We start from the raw sequence: 16,658 nt of genomic DNA, 5'->3' as shown, positions 1-16,658 counted from the left end.
TCCGCCCCGTGGACGCTCGGTTGTGGTACAGCACAGCCGCGAATGAAGTGGCGGGGCCGACGACTCGGGTGGCGACATCCGCTTCGGCGTACGCGATGTCGAACTGCACGCCATCGACTCGGAGCGGCCCTCGGTGTCCTATAGGGACCCGGAGACGGGCGAGCGCCGACGCATCGACTGCGATGTCATCGCGGGCTGCGACGGCGCACACGGCGTGACGCGCGCCTGCCTGCCGCCGGAGCACATCACCGTCGCCCGGCACGACTACGGCATCGGCTGGCTGGCTCTCCTCGCCGAGGCACCGCCGTCCTCCGACTGCGTCGTCTTCGGCGTCCATCCGCGCGGCTTCGCCGCCCATATGGCCCGAAGCCCCCACGTCACCCGCTACTACCTCGAGTGCCCGCCCGGCGACGACCCGGACAACTGGCCGCACGAGCGCGTGTGGTCCGAGCTCCACACCCGGCTGTCGGTGGACGGGGCCGGGCCGCTCGCCGAGGGACGGCTCATCGAGAAGCGGGTACTGGACATGCACAACTACGTTGTCGAGCCGATGGCATACGGACGGCTGTATCTGGCGGGCGACTCGGCCCACCTTGCGGCGCCGATCGCCGCGAAGGGCATGAACCTCGCGCTGCACGATGCGCTGCTGCTCGGCGACGCGCTCGTCGCGTACTGCGGCAAGGGCGACGAGAGCGGTCTGCGCGGCTACTCAACGGCCTGCCTGCGGCGCGTGTGGCAGTACCAGGAGTTCTCGCAGTGGCTCTCCGAGGTGCTGCACGGGGCCTCGTCGGGCGACCCGTTCCGGGCGGGCTCCGCGGCCGCCCGGCTGCGGCGGATCCTCGGTTCGCCCGCCGCCGCGGCCACCTTCGCCGAGTTGTACATCGGCAAGGACACCGACTACTGACTCCCCCCGCGGACTGGCTGGGCACCCACGTACTGGCGCAGGTGCTGTGCCGTCAGAGTGTCCGACGAGGCCACGAGATCGGCGGGCGTACCGGTGCAGACCACACGCCCGCCGTCGTGGCGACCGCCCGGACCGAGGTCGATCAGCCAGTCTGCGTACGCCATCACGGCCTGATGGTGCTCGATGACGACGACCGTGTTGCCCTCGTCGACCAGCCGGTCCAGCGGGGCGAGCAGTTTGTCCACGTCGGACAGGTGCAGGCCTGTGGTCGGCTCGTCGAGGATGTACGTCGAGGACTTCTCGGCCATGTGAATGGCCGGCTTGAGCCGCTGCCCCTCACCACCGGAGAGCGTGTTCAGCGGCTGACCGAGGCGCAGACAGCTCAGACCGACGTCGGCGAGCCGCCCGAGAATCGTGTGTGTCTCGGACATCCCTATGAGAAAACCTGTCGCTAGAGTTCTACGTTCTATCTACTGTGAGATACATGTTCTGTGTCGCCTCAGAGCCCGGTTTCCGCGAAACAGTGAGGTAGCCCCTGTGAAACTCACGATCGACGACGCACACGCCCCCTTGTTCACCATCGGGCAGGTGTCGGACATGCTCAGCGTCGAGCAGGCATTCCTGCGGCGCCTCGATCAGCAGGATGTCGTGCGCCCGGCGCGATCCCAAGGCCGACAGCGCCGGTACAGCCGCCATCAGATCGATCAGGTGGCCGAGGTGCGGACCCTGATGGGTGAGGGGCTGACCCTGGCCGGTGTCCGCCGGGTGATCGAGCTACAGGCACGAGTGGTCGAGCTCGAGGCCGAGCTCGCTCAAGAGCGGGCGCGCCGGCCACCCCGAACGGGCACCGAGCCGCGCTGAGGGAGCAGCGCCGCCAGGATGGCGGAGAGGAGCCCGGTCCGTGGCGGTCGCGTTTCTGAGCCATATTTTCGGCTCGAGCGGGCACGCGGGAGGTACGGGGGCCGCACCGCTGCTGCCTCGGCGAGGACACTGGAGACGTTGGGAAGGATCGGCAGCTGCGGGCGTCCGCACGGGGCGGAGCTCGGGACTGGGCAAAGCTGGCGGCAGACGGACGGAGGGCCTGGGATGTGTGCGATCGAATCCTTCCCGGGCGACCCCGCCCGGCCGGCGGGAAGCACGTCCCAGCCGGGCGGCCTGTTGGATGTATTGAGCGTCGCCGCCGTGGTGCTGGATGCGGACGGCCGGATCGTGCTGTGGAGCCCGCAGGCCGCGAAGTTGTTCGGGTACACCGCCGACGAGGCACTCGGCCGGTACGCAGGCCGCTTGCTGGTGCATGAGCAGCACCTGGAACTGGTGCGCCGCCTGTTCGCCGAGGTCATGGCAGGCCATGGGGGCTGGGCAGGCGTCTTTCCCGTGCGGCACAAGGACGGCAGCACGCTGCTGGTGGAGTTCCGCAACATGCGGCTGGAGGACGACCAGAAAGACCACTATGCCCTCGGCCTGGCCACCGAGCAGACGACGCTGCGGAGCGTGGAGCGAGACCTGGCGCTGTCCACCCGGCTGATCTCTCAGTCCCCGATCGGGCTGGCGGTCGTGGACACGGATCTGCGGTACGTCATGGTCAACCCGGCGCTTGAGCGCATCAACGGTCTGCCCGCTGCCGAGCATGTTGGCCGGCATGTCCGTGAGGCCGTGCCGTTCTTGGACACCGAGGCCATCGAGTCCGCAATGCGCGAGGTCCTCGCCACCGGCATTCCGATCCTTGACCGGGAGTTCGTCGCGCGCACCCCGGCCGACCCGGACCGAGAGCACGCCTGGTCAGTCTCGTTCTACCGACTGGAGTCCTCCAACGGGAGAGTACTTGGGCTGGCCAAATCAGTCGTCGACGTCACCGAGCGGCACCGCGCCACGTCCGAGGCTGCCCAGGCTCGGCAGCGCCTCTCGCTCGTCGCCGACGCATCCATACGTATCGGCACCACGCTCGACCTTGACCAGACTGCCCGTGAACTCGCCGCGGTGTCGGTACCCGAGCTGGCCGACGTAGCCGCGGTGGATGTGCTCGACAGCGTCCTGAACGGCCGCTCGCCCGTCGTGATACACGAAGGTCCCGCGGTATTCCGCGCGCTCGCCGTGGCCGCCTCGGAACCCACCGATGCCGTACGCGCAGCTGATCAGCCCGGTGAGGTTGCCCGGTACGAGGCCGACCGGCTGGTCACCCACTGTGTGAATACCGGTCGCCCGGTCCGCGTGTCCCGGGTGCAGCGCGACGATCTGTCGCGTATCGCCAGCAGCCCCGAAGCCGCCGGGTTGCTGGCCGACGCCGGCGTGCACTCTTACCTGGCCGTGCCACTGATCGCTCGCGGCGAAGTCCTTGGCGCCCTGGACCTGAAGCGCACCCGCAACCCGGAGCCGTTCAACGCTGACGACGAGGTCCTGGCCGGCGAGCTCGCCGCTCGGGCTGCCGTGTGCATCGACAACGCCCGCTGGTACCGGCAGGTGCGCAACACCGCTCTCACCCTCCAGCAAAGCCTTCTCCCACAGCAGCCACCGGACCAGCCCGGTCTGGAGATTGCCTACCGCTACCAGCCCGCCGAGGCCGCGATTGAGGTCGGCGGCGACTGGTTCGACGTCATCCCACTGACGGGCGACAAGACCGCACTCGTCGTCGGCGACGTCATGGGCAGCGGCATCAGCGCGGCCGCCACGATGGGTCAACTCCGCACCGCGACCCGCACGCTGGCCGAACTCGACCTCGACCCTGCCGAGGTGCAGCGCCACCTCGACCGCATCACCGACCGCATGGGGCAGACCATCACCACCTGCATCTACGCCGTCTACGACCCGCACCAGGGCCAGTGCCTCATCTCCAGCGCCGGACACCTCCCGCCCGCCCTGGTACGCCCCGGCCGTCCCCCCGAACTGCTCGACCTGCCGACCGGCGCCCCGCTGGGCGTGGGCGAGGTCGCCTTCCACACCACGACAGTCACACTGCACCCCGGCGACGAACTGGTCCTCTACACCGATGGCCTCGTCGAGACACGCGACCAGGCCATCGATGAACGCCTGGACGCTCTCCTTGCCCTCCTCGCAAAGCCCCAGCGATCCCTCGAGGAGACCTGCGACGTGCTGCTGCATGCGTTGCGCCGGCCGGGAGACCACGACGACGTGGCCCTGCTCATCGCCCGAGCGCGCCCCAGTGCCGTGACCGGGGAGACGACGCCGACCTGACGCCCGCCGCGCGCGAGCCCTCGCCATTGCTCACAGTGGGGGTATGAGCACAGACGACAGGAGCATCCTGGACAGCGCACGCGTCGCGACCAGGCTGCCCGCCCAGGACCTGGAGCGAGCACGGCGGTTCTACTCCGAACAGCTCGGTCTCGAGCCGGTGGACGAGCGGCCCGGTGGGCTGCTGTATCGCTGCGGAGGCGTGGACTTCGCCCTGTTCCAATCGGCGGGAGAGTCACCCGGCACCTTCACTCAGATGGGGTGGGAGGTCGACGACATCGAGGCGGTCGTGTCGGAACTCGAACGGCGCGGCGTGGTGTTCGAGGAGGTCGACCTGCCCGGGCTGCGGACCAGGGATGGGATCGCCGAGATCGACGGGAACTACCCGAGCAAGGGCGCAAGGGGTGAACGCGGCGCCTGGTTCCGCGACAGCGAGGGGAACATGCTGGGTGTCGGAGAGCCGGTCGTCTGAGCGGGCCGCCCGGCTCGGAGAACCGGGCGGCCCGCACCCCGCTACGACGTGGGCAAGACCGTCAAACGCGAACCCAGCCTCATCGCACGTCAAGGATCCCGAGGACAAAGGACAAGCTCAGAAACCGGACGGCGCGAGCACGGCCTTGTAGTGCGTCAGGTCCCACGCATTGCGTCCGTACCCGATGGAGATGAAGATGTCCGAGGTCCGGCCGCGGTGAACTCACCTGCACAGCGGCACATTTGGCGACCCCTCAGCTCCTGCGCGGGCGATGCACCCTGGCGCTGCCGGACTGCAGGTGATGGGAGTTCCGTCAGGACGAAACCCGCACGCCGCGCGGCATACCGGACGGTGCGCCGCACCGCTCCCGTTCGCGGCGGGCAAGCGCGTCATCGTCCTCATGGAGATGACGCGTTGACGTATCTCAGTGACCCGCGAGGAGCTTCACGGCCACGACCCCTGCGCCGATCGCAGTGTCCAGAAGGCCTGAGGTGAGTGCGCTCAGCGGCCCGTTGCCCATCCGCAGGCCGGTCCGCCAGCCCAACAGGAACAGGCCCGCCACTCCCACCCCGGCGCTGATCAGCAGCGCGGTGACCAGCACCATCAGGCCCAGTGCCGACATTCCGATCAGCACCAGTGGCCCCACGGCGCTCAGCAGCAAAGGGCTGGAGACATGCATTGCCGTCCGGATCTCCGCCCGGTTCGCGCCGCGTCCGCTCATGGCCCGGTGCGCCTGCTCGTCCGCGACGATCGTGGCCAGCCAGACCCCGAGCGCTGTCACAGTCACCGTGAGCGACGCTTCGGCGTGGTCGGTCGCTTCCGCCTCGGCGAGGGTGACCACGACAGCGGTGAGGGTGATGGTCGCGTAGATCCGTTCCTTGAGTCGCGCGGCCGCGGTGTCGCCGGCGCGTGCGGCGGTGGACTGCGACTTGGGGGCGACCGGTCGCGGCTCGGGGTCCGGAGTCATGCGTGCACCCTTCCGCCGTGAAACCACGTACCCAAAACGCACATCTCAGGAACAAACGGTAGCCGAACGGGCGGAGTGCAGCCGTATATCCACGACCACATTGGTCCAGACTTATTGACGGCAGGTCTGGACCACTTTACGTTGCCGGGTACCGGGTGCCGAAACGACGGACCATCGGGATCGATCCCGAACCTTTGCCGACTCGGTGACAGCCAGACATCGCGGGGAGGGAGCACAGCATGATCGGTCGTTGGTTACGTCTGCTGGCGGTCGGCCTGGGGGTGGCCTGCCTCGTGCAGATGCTGGTCGCCGCGGCGCCAAGTGCACCGCGGGCTGACACATGCGCGGTCAAGTCGAAGCCCTCGGGCAAGGTGCTCCAGGGGTACTGGGAGAACTGGGACGGCGCGGCGAACGGCGTTCACCCGCCGTTCGGATGGACACCGATCACCGACACCCGCATCCGCGATCACGGCTACAACGCCGTCAATGCGGCATTCCCGGTCATTCGCTCGGACGGCACTGTCCTGTGGGAGGACGGGATGGACACGACGGTGAAGGTCGCAACCCCGGCCGAAATGTGCCAGGCCAAGGCGGCCGGTCTCACCATCCTGATGTCCATCGGCGGTGCGACGGCCGGTATCGACCTCAGCTCCAGCACCGTCGCCGACCGTTTCGTCCGGACGGTGGTGCCGATCCTGAAGGCGTACAACTTCGACGGCATCGACATCGACCTCGAGACAGGCCTCATTGGCAGCGGCAACATCAACCAGCTGTCGACATCGCAGGCCAACCTCATTCGCATCATCGACGGCGTGCTCGCCCAGATGCCCCCCAACTTCGGCCTGACGATGGCGCCCGAGACGGCCTACGTCACCGGCGGCAGCGTGGCATACGGCTCGATCTGGGGCGCGTACCTGCCAATTGTGAAGAAGTACGCGGACAACGGCCGGCTCTGGTGGCTGAACATGCAGTACTACAACGGCAGCATGTACGGATGCTCCGGCGACTCGTACTCGGCCGGCACGGTCCAAGGTTTCACCGCCCAGACGGACTGCCTGAACAAGGGACTGGTCGTCCAGGGGACCACGATCAGGGTCCCCTACGACAAGCAGGTTCCGGGTTTGCCGGCACAACCAGGCGCCGGAGGCGGCTACATGTCGCCGAACCTGGTGTCGCAGGCCTGGAACAACTACAACAACGGGTTGAAGGGCCTGATGACCTGGTCGATCAACTGGGACGGGTCGAAGGGATGGACGTTCGGGAACAACGTCAAGGCTCTGCAGCGCCGCTGAAGTGTGCCGATCTCAGGGTTCACTGCTCGCGCATGCCCCAGGGTGAGCCGTACTCGGTCAGCAAGTCCAGGAAAGGCCGGGCGGGGAGGGCCTCGGGGCCGAGGACGCCGCTGCCGGACCAGGTGCCGGAGGCGATCAGTTCCAGGGCCACGACGGGGTTGATGGCGGTCTGCCACACGACCGCCTGGCAGCCGTACTCGCGCATGGACCACTGGTTGTCGACCACGTGATACAGGTAAACCTCGCGCGGGCGGCCGTCCTTGGTGCCCTTGACCCAAGTGCCCGCGCAGGTCTTGCCGTGCATGCGCTCTCCGAGGGCTGCCGGGTCCGGCAGGCAGGCGGCGACCACGTCGCGCGGGGAGACGTGGACCGTGCCCGGTCCGTCCGCCGCGGGCACCGGCACCGGATCTGTGCGATCGAGGCCCAGTAGGTGCAGCGTCTGCAGCGTACGGATGAAGTCCTCGCCGAGGCCGTACTTGAAGGTGACGCGTCCCGCGTCCACCCAGCGCGGCACGAGCAGGACCTCCTCGTGCTCGACGTTGACGCACTCGACGGGTCCGATCCCCTCGGGGAAGTCGAAGACCTCGGGCTCGCTGAAGGGGGCGGTGGTGAACCAGCCACGGCCGGCCTCGTGGACGACGGGCGCATTGAGGCATTCCTCGATGGTGGTCCAGATGCTGAACGAGGGCGCGAAGTCGTAGCCGTCGACCGTGAGGTTCGCACCGTCACGGATGCCGATCTCCTCGATCTCGTCGAAGAGTTCATCGGCGGCGTGCCGGGCGAAGACGTCGGACAGTCCCGGCTCGACGCCGATGCCGACGAGGGCGAGGGATCCGGCCTTCTCCCAGTCCGCGGCGCGCTCGAACTGGGTGTCGCCGAGCTTGACGCCGCAGAGCTCGTAGGGGCGCTCCGGGTGCGGGCGGGACAGCGACATCGCCATGTCCAGGTAGTGCGCCCCGGCGGCCAGGGCCGCCTGGAACAGCGGCATCACGAAGCGGGGGTCGGTGGCGTTGAGCAGGATGTTGCAGCGCTGCCGGTGCAGCAGAGAGGTGACGGCGGCCTCGTCGCTCGCGTCGATCCGTTCGGCGCTGAAGCGGCCGTCCGGCTCCAGTGCCGCGACGGCGGCTTCGGCGCGGGAGAGGTCATAGTCGGCAACGACCACGTGGTCGAAGAAGGACCGGCGGGCCGCGATCCGGGTAATTGCGGTGCCGACGCCGCCGGCCCCCACGAGAAGAACACGCATGGCCAAACTCCATTTCCAGGCACGGCGTGCAGGGCGCTGCTGATGGGCGCGGTGCCTGTTGGACCCGATCCAACGCGTACACCATTGTTAACGTCAATGCTGTTGGCATAAGGTCGATGGGGTCATGGCGATGGTCGTGGAAGGAGCGTGCCGTGCCCAAGCCCGTGGTACCGGAGGAGTCCCGGAGACGGCGGCGTCCCACGAAGAACGGCGCGGTGCTCTCGGAACAGCTGATCGTGGAGACCGCGCTGCGCATGCTGCGGGAGCACGGGAGCGCGGGCCTGACCGTCCGCCGCCTCGGCACTGCCCTGGGGGCGGACCCGAGCACGCTGTACCGGTACTTCAGCGGCATCGACGACCTGACGCTCGCCATCGGGAACGTGCTCGTGGGACGTGCGCTGGCGGGGTGGCGGGGCACTGGCGACTGGCGTGCCGACCTGTGGGAGCTGGGGCTGCGCATCCACACCGCGTATCTCGGACATCCCCAGGCGGCTGTGCTGACCGCCAGCCGGGTGAGCGGCAAGGGCTGGGAGGTGGCGGCTGACGAGACGATCCTGGGGCTGCTGCGCACAGCCGGCTTCGCGGACGCCGACGCGGTCCGGATCTATCAGGCGTTCATCGACCAGAGCCTGGCATTCGCCGCGCTGGACGCAGCCTCACTGGCGCTGCCGGCGGCGGCACGCGCGGCGGACGAGGAGGTCTGGCAGGCCACCTACGCCAGGCTGCCCGCCGCGACCCATCCGCACATCGCAGCGACCGCCCACCTGCTGGTCGTCCGGATGAACCAGAGCGCGTATCCCACCGCGCTGGAGATGCTGCTGGACAGCGCATCAGCCCAGCTCAGCCAGGCACAACGCGGGAACGAACGGCGGCGGAGGCGCGAGCCGGGGCGGAGGTAGGGGCGGGGGCGGGGGCGGCTGAGCCTGCGCTGGGCCCCCGGCCGCACCCGCAGGCCCTGGTCAGCCGGGCCAGGTTCCGGTCAGGCGGTGCACGGTGCTGGCACCGCCGCGGTCGACCGCAGCCTTGACCGCGGCGAAGATCGCGCCTTGCAGCGTGGCGGCGATCAGAACTTCCGGCCAGCTGCGGTCCTGGTCGGTGGCGTCCGGGGCATCTTCGTCATGACCGATGGCCTTCCACACTTGCTTGAAGACCGCGCTGGCGACCGCACCGCTCACGGCGCCCATCGCAAAGCCGACCGGCTTGTAGGCAACCTTCGACGCTTGCATCAATTCCTCCTGCTGCGTCGGACGAGGACCATCACGCCGAGCGCGGCGACGCCGGCGGTGATGAGCAGGATCCGGTTACCGCGCGCCAGTTCGGCCGCCTGACCCGCCCTTGCTTGCACCGGCGCCGGAGTGCTGTCCTCGATCTTCTCTCCCAGGACGTGGGCGGTCTCGGTCAGGTGCTGCTTTGCGTGCGCGGCCTTCTCACGCACCGGCTCGGGGGTCTTGTCCTGGGCCCTGTGCAGAGCGTGGGCGGCCTTGTCCTGCACCTGGCTCTTCACCTTCGCCGCCTTCTGCTGTGCCTGTGCTTTGACATCCGCCTTGCCGGCCAGCGCTTCGACCGTCTGACCAAGCTCCTCGCGGGTGACCTCCACCTGCTCACGCAGTTCCTCAGTGGTGGGCGTGGAGTCGTTCTGGGACTTGTCCGTCATCGGTGTGCCCTCTCCTTGATCTCGGCCACGTCGGCCTTGACACTGTCGATGGCCTGCTCGGGGGCGGGCGGGACGGCCTGGCTCACCTGCTTCTTGCCCACGGCGGCGAGCACGGCCGCCACCGCAATCAGGACGGCGGCTACGACAAGCGCCGCTAGCCACAGCGGCCAGACCAGGTCCAGCGCCACGATCGCGGTGGCCGCAAGCGCCTGCAGGGCGATGAAGCCGATCACTCCGGCTCCGCTGAACAGACCTCCGCCGATCCCGAACCGCTTACCCTTTTGCCTCATCTCCGCCTGCGCAAGCCGCAACTCCTGCCGCATCAACTGAGAGATCTGCTCAGACGCCTGCTTGACCAGATCGCTCACCGAGGCCTCGGTGTCCTGCCGCAGCGGCGGATGGTCCACTGACCTGCTCATCGTCGTGACCCGCCTTTCGTTGCTCGACCGGCATCCACATCCCGGCTCAGTCGCTGCCCATCTCCTTGCGCTCCTCCTCACTCCATTTGCGGGTGTCACGGGGCTGGACGTAGGGCTCCTCGCCCTCGGGGTGGCCGCCGATGATCGCGCGTTCACGGGCCAACTCCGCGTCGAATTCCAGACCCAGCAGGATCGCCAGATTCGTGATCCACAACCAGACCAGGAAGACGATCACCCCGGCCAGGGTGCCGTAGGTCTTGTTGTAGGAGGCGAAGTTCGCCACGTACAGCGCGAAGCCGGCCGAGGCGATCATCCAGATCACCAGGGCCAGGAAACTGCCCGGGGTGACCCACTTGAAGCCACGGCCCCTCGCGTTCGGCGACGCCCAGTACAGGATCGCGATCATGATGGTGACCAGCAGGACCAGGACCGGCCACTTGGCGATCGACCACACCGTCAGCGCCGTGTCCCCCATCCCGATCGCCGTACCCACCTGCTTGGCAAGAGCGCCGGTGAACACGACGAGCAGCGCGCTGACGCACGCCATGATCATCAGCACCAGCGTCAGAGCCAGGCGCAGGGGCGTGACCTTCCACACCGGCCGTCCCTCGGGGATGTCGTAGACGGCGTTGGAGGAGCGTATGAACGCGGCCACGTACCCCGACGCCGACCACAGCGCAATCAGCAGACCGACAATCGCCAGGATGGATCCGGTGCCGCTGCTGGCCTGCAGCTGCTCGACCGCGCCTGTGATGATGTCGCGGGCTGAGCCGGGGGTGAGCTGCTTGAGGTTGTCGAGGATGCTCTTTGTTGCCGACTCACCCGCGATCCCCACCAGCGAGACCAGCACCAGCAGTGCGGGGAAGAGTGCCAGCACCCCGTAGTAGGTCAGCGCGGCCGCCCGGTCGGTCAGCTCGTCGTCCTTGAACTCCGCCACCGTCCGCCGAAGCACCGCCCACCACGACTTCTTGGGCATATCGGTTGGTTCGCTCGGCGCATCCCGCTCCACCTGCGGATCGGGCCCCACATCCCTGTCCGTCCGGGCGCCCGCTCCCCCGGCTCCGGGCTCATGCCGGCCATCCTGGGGGTGCGCATCCTCGCGCCTGCGTCGCTGAATCCCTGCCATGACATTGCGGGTAGCCGCAAGCCCACGTCACGAAACGCCATGTAAGGCTGTAAATCATTTCGGGCGCGCCGCCGGATTATTCACACTCAAGCGGGTGCCCGAATTGCAGGCCTTCAAGGATTTGCGTGATGTTCGGGGTCGGCGGGGTACCCCGAAGCAGTGAAGGTGGTCCGTCGCCCCCAGGAGGTGACGTCAATGAGCCGCACCGACACCGAGAGCCCTGGACAGCAGTACGACGCCACCCCCTATCTGCCCGACCATGGCGGCATTCCGGCACACCGACGCGCCGCGGCGGAGTGCCAGGGCTGCCCGCTGTTCGAGAACGCCACGCAGAGCGTGTTCGGAGCGGGAAACCCGGCGGCGCGGATCATGCTCGTCGGGGAGCAGCCCGGCGATCAGGAGGACCGGCAGGGCGAGCCGTTCGTCGGACCCGCCGGGGGCCTCTTGAGGAAGGCGCTGCGGGAGGCGGGCATCGACGTGGAGGAGGCGTACGTGACCAATGCGGTGAAGCACTTCAAGTTCACCGAGGCGCGGGGCAAACGCCGCATCCACAAGTCACCGGACCTGCGTGAGATGACCGCCTGCCGCCCCTGGCTGGCGGCGGAGCTGCGCATAGTCGGCCCGGATGTGGTCGTCGCGCTGGGTGCGACCGCCGGTAAGGCCCTGCTGGGAACGTCGTTCCGGGTGAGCAAGGAGCGGGGCGGGCTCATCCCGCTCCCCGGCGAGCAGCCGAAGGCGTACGTCGTGGCGACGCTTCATCCCTCGGCCGTCCTGCGCTCGGACGACCGCGAAGCCGCCTACACCGGCCTCGTCGCGGACCTGCGGGTGGCGGCCGAGGCACTCCACCGGGCGCCACGATGACCCGGCCGGGGTGATACCCGGCCGGTAGTGGGTACCCCTGCAAGTCGCCGAATACCCGCGCGGCAGACAGGCTGCCCCGCGGATCCGGTGAGAGGAGACGCAGTAATGAGCACGGTGCAGGAAACGGTCGAGGTCGAAGTCCCCGTCCGCACCGCCTACAACCAGTGGACGCAGTTCGAGGAGTTCCCGAACTTCATGGAGGGCGTCGAGGAGGTCAGGCAGGTAGACGACGTACACAACCACTGGACCACCAAGATCGGAGGCGTACGACGGGAGTTCGACACCGAGATCGTCGACCAGCTCCCGGACGAGCGCATCGCCTGGCGCACCATTGGCGGCGACACCCAGCAGAAGGGCATCGTCAGCTTCCAGCGACTGGACGACACGCACACACGCGTGCGGCTCGTCATGGACGTCGAACCGAGCGGGGCGGCGGAGAAGACCGCGGACATGGCCGGGTTGATCGACCGGCGTGTCAAGGGCGACATGCGCCGCTTCAAGGAGTACATCGAGCAGAGGGGCGACGAGACCGGCGCATGGCGCGGCCGCGTCAAGCCCCTATGACACCTGCCGCGCGCACGCCCCGCGCCGCGTGCTTTGACGCTCAGGGCAGGTGAGCTGGACACGGCGCGGGGTGGCAAGGCAACCGGGCAGCTCACCGCCGAAGCACCCGCCGGTCCGTTGACCGGCAGGATCGAGACCACCAACCGCCCCGCGGACCGGGCCTACCGCAAGGGCGCGCCCGTCAGGGGAATTACGTGCGCTGATGGGAGCCGAAGTCTGTCGCGGCCGCCCCAGGGCCCCGGGGCGGCCGCGTAGGACCCCGACATTCCCCCACTGTCGGTCACGGCACAGCAGGATCGAGCACGACGGGCAGCTCCGCGAGACCGCGGAAGGCGGGGAACGGAACCTCCATCCAGCGCGCCTCACTCGCCGGGTCGGCCAGGGCCAACCTCGGGAAACGGCTGAACAGACCGGTGAGAGCGAGTTGCATCTCCAGTCTGGCCAGAGGCGCTCCCAGGCAGTAGTGACTGCCGTGCCCGAACCCGAGATGGGCACTTTGCCCGTTCTCCGGTCGCGTCACATCGAACTGGTCCGGGGAATCGAATTTCAGCGGGTCGCGGTTGGCCGAAGTGAGCGCGATCTGAACCAGCGCGCCCTTCGGAATCCGCGTCCCGGCGATCTCTACATCCTCGGTTGCGTAACGGAACGTCGCGCTCTCCACCGAGCCGTCGTAGCGCACCAGCTCCTCCACCGCCGGCCCGACCAGCTCCGGGTTCTCCTGAACGGCGCGGAGCTGCGCAGGATTGGCGAGGAAGTGGTAGACGGCGTTGCCGATGAGCAAGGCGGTCGTCTTGTGGCCGGCGAACATCAGCAGAAACGCTGTCGAGATCAGCTCACTCTCGGTGAGCCCGCCGTCATTGTCCCGGGCTACGGTGAGGGCGCTGAGCAGGTCCTCACCCGGGCTGCTGCGCTTACGCGCGAGGAGGTCCGCGAAGTACGCGTGCAGGCTCTCTTCCGCCTTCTGCTGGGCCTTCTTGGATTCCTCGCCGAACCCGGTGTTGGCCACCGTGGTGGACCAGACCTGCACCTGAGACCGCTCGTCCGGCGGCACGCCGAGCAGTTCGCAGATCACGGTGATCGGCAGCGGGAACGCGAACGCGGGCAGCAGGTCGACCGGTTCCCGGGTCGGGCATCCATCCAGCAGCTTCTCGACGACGTCCTGGATCCGGGGCCGCAGCGCCTCCACGCGGCGCGGGGTGAATTCGGAGTTCACCAGCTTGCGCAGCCGGGTGTGCTTCGGCGGGTCGGAGTTGAGCATGTTGTCGTCCAGAGCCACGGACGAGTCACCGAAGATCCTTCGGTAGGCGTCCATGGCGCCGTACATGTCTTTGCTCAGCCGTGGATCCGACAGGGCGGCCCGCGCGTCCTCGTACCGCGTGATCAGGTACGTGTCGATCCCGTGCGGCGGCCGCATGGGGCAGACGGGCGCCTCATCCCTGAGGTGCGCGTAGACGGGGTGCGGGTTCCGTCTGAACTCGGGCGTGCACCGCGCGGCTGCGGCGACAGGGTCTTCCACGGTGGTCACGGACGGCTCCTGAGGTCGAAGAGGGTCTCGGCGTTGCCGCCGAGGATGAGCTGCCGGGACGCCTTGTCGATCGGCAGCTTCTCGATCATGCGCATGAACTCCTCAAGTGGCACGGACATCGGCGGTGAGTCGGTGCCGAAGAGCAGCCGCTCCGGCCCCAGTACCTCCGCGTTGAGGCCCAGGTGCGCGGGGCTGAATGTGCTGGTGTCGACGTACATGCGCTGCAGCGCCGCGGCCGGGTCGGCCGCCGGCGGGGCGGAGGGCGGCGCCGACGGCGCGCCCCCGCCCCAGTGCCGGGGACGCGCCGCCGTCTGCAGACGTTCCGGCAGCAGTGCCAAGGCGCCGCCGCCGGTGGCACCGATCAGTCGCAGGCCCGGATACTTGTCCAGCCATCCCGCGAACGCGATCATGGCCATGCCCATGGTGATGTCGCCGAACCGGCCGATCTGCTCGACGAAGCCGAAGTCGTCGACCCGCTCGGTGCCGATCGGTTCGGCCGGGGCGTGCACCAGGACCGGCACTCCCATCTCGGCGGCCAGTGCGAAGAAGGAGTCGGCTCGCGGAGAGCCGAGCAGCTCGCCGTGGACACTGGAGGTGGTGATCAGGCCGACGAAGGCAGGGTCTGCCAGCGTCTCCCGGACTCCTTCCAGGTGATCGTCGTCGCCGAACGGGTTGACGTACACGTACCCGCGCAACTGGTCCGGGAACGAGGCGATCAGGCCCGACATCCAGGCGTGGAAGCCTCGCAGCCGGTCTCGTGGCTGCGCGTAGTTGTCGACGCCGGGGACTCGCGCCATCGCGCCGGCGCCGACCGGACTGCCGATGATGGTGAGGTCGATCCCGGCCTGAGCGCGGGCGGCGAGCATTCCGTCGACGTCGGTCAGGCTGGGGGGCATGGGGAAACGTCGGGCGGCCTCCGGTGGGGACAGATGCCCGTGGATGTCGATGATCACGTGTGAGCTCCCGGGTTCGGTGTGAGGGCATGGGTGACCGCGACACAGTCCTCGTCGCCGAATCCCTGTTCGGTAGCGCGGTCGTGGGTCTCCGCGGCTGCGACTGCGAGCGGGAGTCGCAGCCCGGCCGCGGCGGCCTGGTCCGCGACGAGCATGAGGTCCTTGGCCATCAGGCGCAGCCGGAAGTCCGGCTTGTCGAAGTGCCCGGCTGCCAGGCGCTTCGACTTGAAAGCCATGACCGGCGAGGCGAAGCCGCTGCCCGCGATCGTGCTGAGGACGAGTTTCCGGTCGAGTCCGGTGGCGGCCGCCAACTCGACGGCCTCGGCCAGAGCCTGCACCTCAATCCCCATCAGCAGGTTGAGGAGCAGCTTCATCCGCATGCCGGAACCGAGTTCGCCGAGGTGGACGACCTCCTTGCCCAGCAGTTCGAGCAGCGGCCGGCCCGCGGTGAAGACCCGCTCCTCGCCGCCGACGAACAGCCGCAGCTCGCCGGTGCGGGCGTGCTCCCGGTTGCCCAGCATGCCGACGTCCAGAACGGAGTGTGTGTTCCCGGTGAGGCGGACGACCTCTTCGGGGGCGACCGTGCTGGCGCAGACCAGGGCGCCGGGGTACGGGGCCCCGGTCAGGACCCCGTCCGGTCCCCGCAGCACGGCGCCGAGGGCTTCGCCGTCGGCAACGGTGCAGATGGCAGCGCTCGTGCCCTCGACGGCATCGGCCGGGTGGGCTGCGGCGAAGGCGCCGGCCTTGGTGAGCGGACCGGTCCGCTCCGCGGTGCGGTTCCAGACCCGTACCTGAATGCCCTGGTCCAGAAGGCGGGTGGCCAGGCCGGTGCCCATCGTGCCGAGACCGAGGACGGCGACAGGGCCGCTGGGGCGCGTCATGCCTTCCCTCCCACGGTCTCCTGAATGACCCGGAACCGCAGCGACTGGGTCTGGTCGACCCACTCGCGCAGCGGAGCCACCAGTGCGCGATGGTCCTCGCCCTGCTGCCATGCGAAGAAGTGCTCGGGCGTCTCCCACTCGCTGGTGATCACCCACTGCCGGGAGTCGTCGAGGGGTTCTCCCAGTCGGTCGACGAGGTGTCCGGGTACACGGGCGACGGACTTGCGTATCCGCTCGTACACATCCCGAAACCCTTGCTCGCCGCCCTCGATGACGTGGACTGCGTACACCACGGACAGCCTCTCGGCCGTTTGGCCCTTCTGCGCAGTGCTCATGTCTCCTCCTGATGGTGAGATCTGGCAGAACACGACTCCAACCGACTCATGGCTCCCGTGGCCACGCAACTCCGACGTGGGTACAGCCCAATGGAGACAAGGGCTCCGCCGCGTTTGCTAGCCCGTACGGGTGAGAGTCGAAGGGCCCCTTTCGGAGGTGATTCCGGACGCCTCACGTCACACCAACGGGGGGCCTCTTGGGCCTTGAGGATCGGTAACGGCCACACTGCTGCGACGCCGGCGCGTCCCGGAGAACGGCAGCCCGGGGGCAGCCGT

General features: G+C 68.5%; 17 protein-coding genes and 2 pseudogenes. 8 read left to right on the top strand and 11 right to left on the bottom strand.

Translation table 11 applies throughout. The annotated features are described in order from the left end of the window. Nucleotides 1–55 precede the first annotated feature (55 nt). A pseudogene (locus ACH492_RS32725) lies at nt 56–904 on the top strand (FAD-dependent monooxygenase); the annotation flags it as partial. Here the strand turns inward: ACH492_RS32725 and ACH492_RS32720 are convergent. Further along, nucleotides 898–1,329 (bottom strand): annotated as a pseudogene (locus ACH492_RS32720) (excinuclease ABC subunit UvrA); the annotation flags it as partial. The pseudogenes ACH492_RS32725 and ACH492_RS32720 overlap by 7 nt on opposite strands. 112 nt (nt 1,330–1,441) lie before the next feature. Here ACH492_RS32720 and ACH492_RS32715 point away from each other — a divergent pair. The 3 genes from ACH492_RS32715 to ACH492_RS32705 all read left to right on the top strand — a co-directional run bounded on the left by ACH492_RS32715 (nt 1,442) and on the right by ACH492_RS32705 (nt 4,562). After that, nucleotides 1,442–1,765, top strand: a complete 324-nt coding sequence (locus ACH492_RS32715) for a MerR family transcriptional regulator (RefSeq protein WP_398991899.1) — start codon at nt 1,442–1,444, stop codon at nt 1,763–1,765. Nucleotides 1,766–1,990: 225 nt separating this feature from the next. Further along, nucleotides 1,991–4,093, top strand: a complete 2,103-nt coding sequence (locus tag ACH492_RS32710) for a SpoIIE family protein phosphatase (protein WP_398991897.1) — start codon at nt 1,991–1,993, stop codon at nt 4,091–4,093. A gap of 43 nt (nt 4,094–4,136) precedes the next feature. After that, nucleotides 4,137–4,562 (top strand): VOC family protein, encoded by a 426-nt coding sequence (locus ACH492_RS32705; RefSeq protein WP_398991895.1) that lies wholly within the window; start codon nt 4,137–4,139, stop codon nt 4,560–4,562. Nucleotides 4,563–4,986: 424 nt separating this feature from the next. Here ACH492_RS32705 and ACH492_RS32700 read toward each other — a convergent pair whose 3' ends face one another. After that, complete coding sequence (locus tag ACH492_RS32700; protein WP_398991893.1) at nt 4,987–5,529, bottom strand: hypothetical protein; 543 nt, start codon at nt 5,527–5,529, stop codon at nt 4,987–4,989. A 239-nt stretch (nt 5,530–5,768) separates the two neighbouring features. Between ACH492_RS32700 and ACH492_RS32695 the strand changes: the two genes are divergently transcribed. Then, on the top strand, nt 5,769–6,821 hold the full coding sequence (locus tag ACH492_RS32695) for a chitinase (protein WP_398991892.1): 1,053 nt from the start codon (nt 5,769–5,771) through the stop codon (nt 6,819–6,821). 19 nt (nt 6,822–6,840) lie between these two features. Here ACH492_RS32695 and ACH492_RS32690 read toward each other — a convergent pair whose 3' ends face one another. Continuing rightward, on the bottom strand, nt 6,841–8,064 hold the full coding sequence (locus ACH492_RS32690; RefSeq protein WP_398991889.1) for a saccharopine dehydrogenase family protein: 1,224 nt from the start codon (nt 8,062–8,064) through the stop codon (nt 6,841–6,843). 152 nt (nt 8,065–8,216) lie between these two features. Here ACH492_RS32690 and ACH492_RS32685 point away from each other — a divergent pair, with 152 nt between their 5' ends. Then, nucleotides 8,217–8,963, top strand: coding sequence for a TetR/AcrR family transcriptional regulator (locus ACH492_RS32685; RefSeq protein WP_398991887.1), 747 nt, complete (start codon nt 8,217–8,219; stop codon nt 8,961–8,963). Between the two features lie 60 nt (nt 8,964–9,023). On the opposite strand, the gene ACH492_RS32680 is transcribed toward ACH492_RS32685, so the two are convergent. From ACH492_RS32680 to ACH492_RS32665, 4 genes are read right to left on the bottom strand one after another with little or no spacing between them, the layout of a single operon-like run. Continuing rightward, complete coding sequence (locus ACH492_RS32680) at nt 9,024–9,290, bottom strand: DUF4235 domain-containing protein (RefSeq protein WP_398991885.1); 267 nt, start codon at nt 9,288–9,290, stop codon at nt 9,024–9,026. Next, complete coding sequence (locus tag ACH492_RS32675) at nt 9,290–9,718, bottom strand: DUF3618 domain-containing protein (protein ID WP_398991883.1); 429 nt, start codon at nt 9,716–9,718, stop codon at nt 9,290–9,292. The genes ACH492_RS32680 and ACH492_RS32675 overlap by 1 nt, the downstream gene beginning before the upstream one ends. After that, nucleotides 9,715–10,137 (bottom strand): phage holin family protein, encoded by a 423-nt coding sequence (locus tag ACH492_RS32670; protein WP_398991881.1) that lies wholly within the window; start codon nt 10,135–10,137, stop codon nt 9,715–9,717. The genes ACH492_RS32675 and ACH492_RS32670 overlap by 4 nt, the downstream gene beginning before the upstream one ends. 46 nt (nt 10,138–10,183) lie before the next feature. After that, a complete protein-coding gene (locus ACH492_RS32665) occupies nt 10,184–11,263 on the bottom strand; it encodes a YihY/virulence factor BrkB family protein (protein WP_398991879.1) in 1,080 nt (359 codons plus the stop codon). 195 nt (nt 11,264–11,458) lie between these two features. Here ACH492_RS32665 and ACH492_RS32660 point away from each other — a divergent pair, with 195 nt between their 5' ends. Continuing rightward, complete coding sequence (locus ACH492_RS32660) at nt 11,459–12,124, top strand: UdgX family uracil-DNA binding protein (protein WP_398991877.1); 666 nt, start codon at nt 11,459–11,461, stop codon at nt 12,122–12,124. A gap of 105 nt (nt 12,125–12,229) precedes the next feature. Beyond that, the gene (locus ACH492_RS32655; protein WP_398991875.1) at nt 12,230–12,688 is read left to right on the top strand and encodes an SRPBCC family protein; all 459 of its coding nucleotides are present in this window, start codon (nt 12,230–12,232) and stop codon (nt 12,686–12,688) included. A 280-nt stretch (nt 12,689–12,968) separates the two neighbouring features. On the opposite strand, the gene ACH492_RS32650 is transcribed toward ACH492_RS32655, so the two are convergent. From ACH492_RS32650 to ACH492_RS32635, 4 genes are read right to left on the bottom strand one after another with little or no spacing between them, the layout of a single operon-like run. After that, nucleotides 12,969–14,213, bottom strand: coding sequence for a cytochrome P450 (locus ACH492_RS32650; protein WP_398991873.1), 1,245 nt, complete (start codon nt 14,211–14,213; stop codon nt 12,969–12,971). Further along, the gene (locus ACH492_RS32645) at nt 14,210–15,166 is read right to left on the bottom strand and encodes an amidohydrolase family protein (protein ID WP_398991871.1); all 957 of its coding nucleotides are present in this window, start codon (nt 15,164–15,166) and stop codon (nt 14,210–14,212) included. Before ACH492_RS32645 ends, ACH492_RS32650 begins: the two co-directional genes overlap by 4 nt. After that, on the bottom strand, nt 15,163–16,047 hold the full coding sequence (locus tag ACH492_RS32640) for an NAD(P)-dependent oxidoreductase (RefSeq protein WP_398991869.1): 885 nt from the start codon (nt 16,045–16,047) through the stop codon (nt 15,163–15,165). Before ACH492_RS32640 ends, ACH492_RS32645 begins: the two co-directional genes overlap by 4 nt. Beyond that, on the bottom strand, nt 16,044–16,382 hold the full coding sequence (locus tag ACH492_RS32635; RefSeq protein WP_398991867.1) for an antibiotic biosynthesis monooxygenase family protein: 339 nt from the start codon (nt 16,380–16,382) through the stop codon (nt 16,044–16,046). Before ACH492_RS32635 ends, ACH492_RS32640 begins: the two co-directional genes overlap by 4 nt. Nucleotides 16,383–16,658 lie beyond the last annotated feature (276 nt).

It is taken from the genome of Streptomyces sp. NPDC019443, from assembly GCF_044389785.1.
GTDB lineage: Bacteria > Actinomycetota > Actinomycetes > Streptomycetales > Streptomycetaceae > Streptomyces.
The sequence above is the reverse complement of the archived record's forward strand: the minus strand, read 5'-3'. Positions and strand labels throughout refer to the sequence as shown.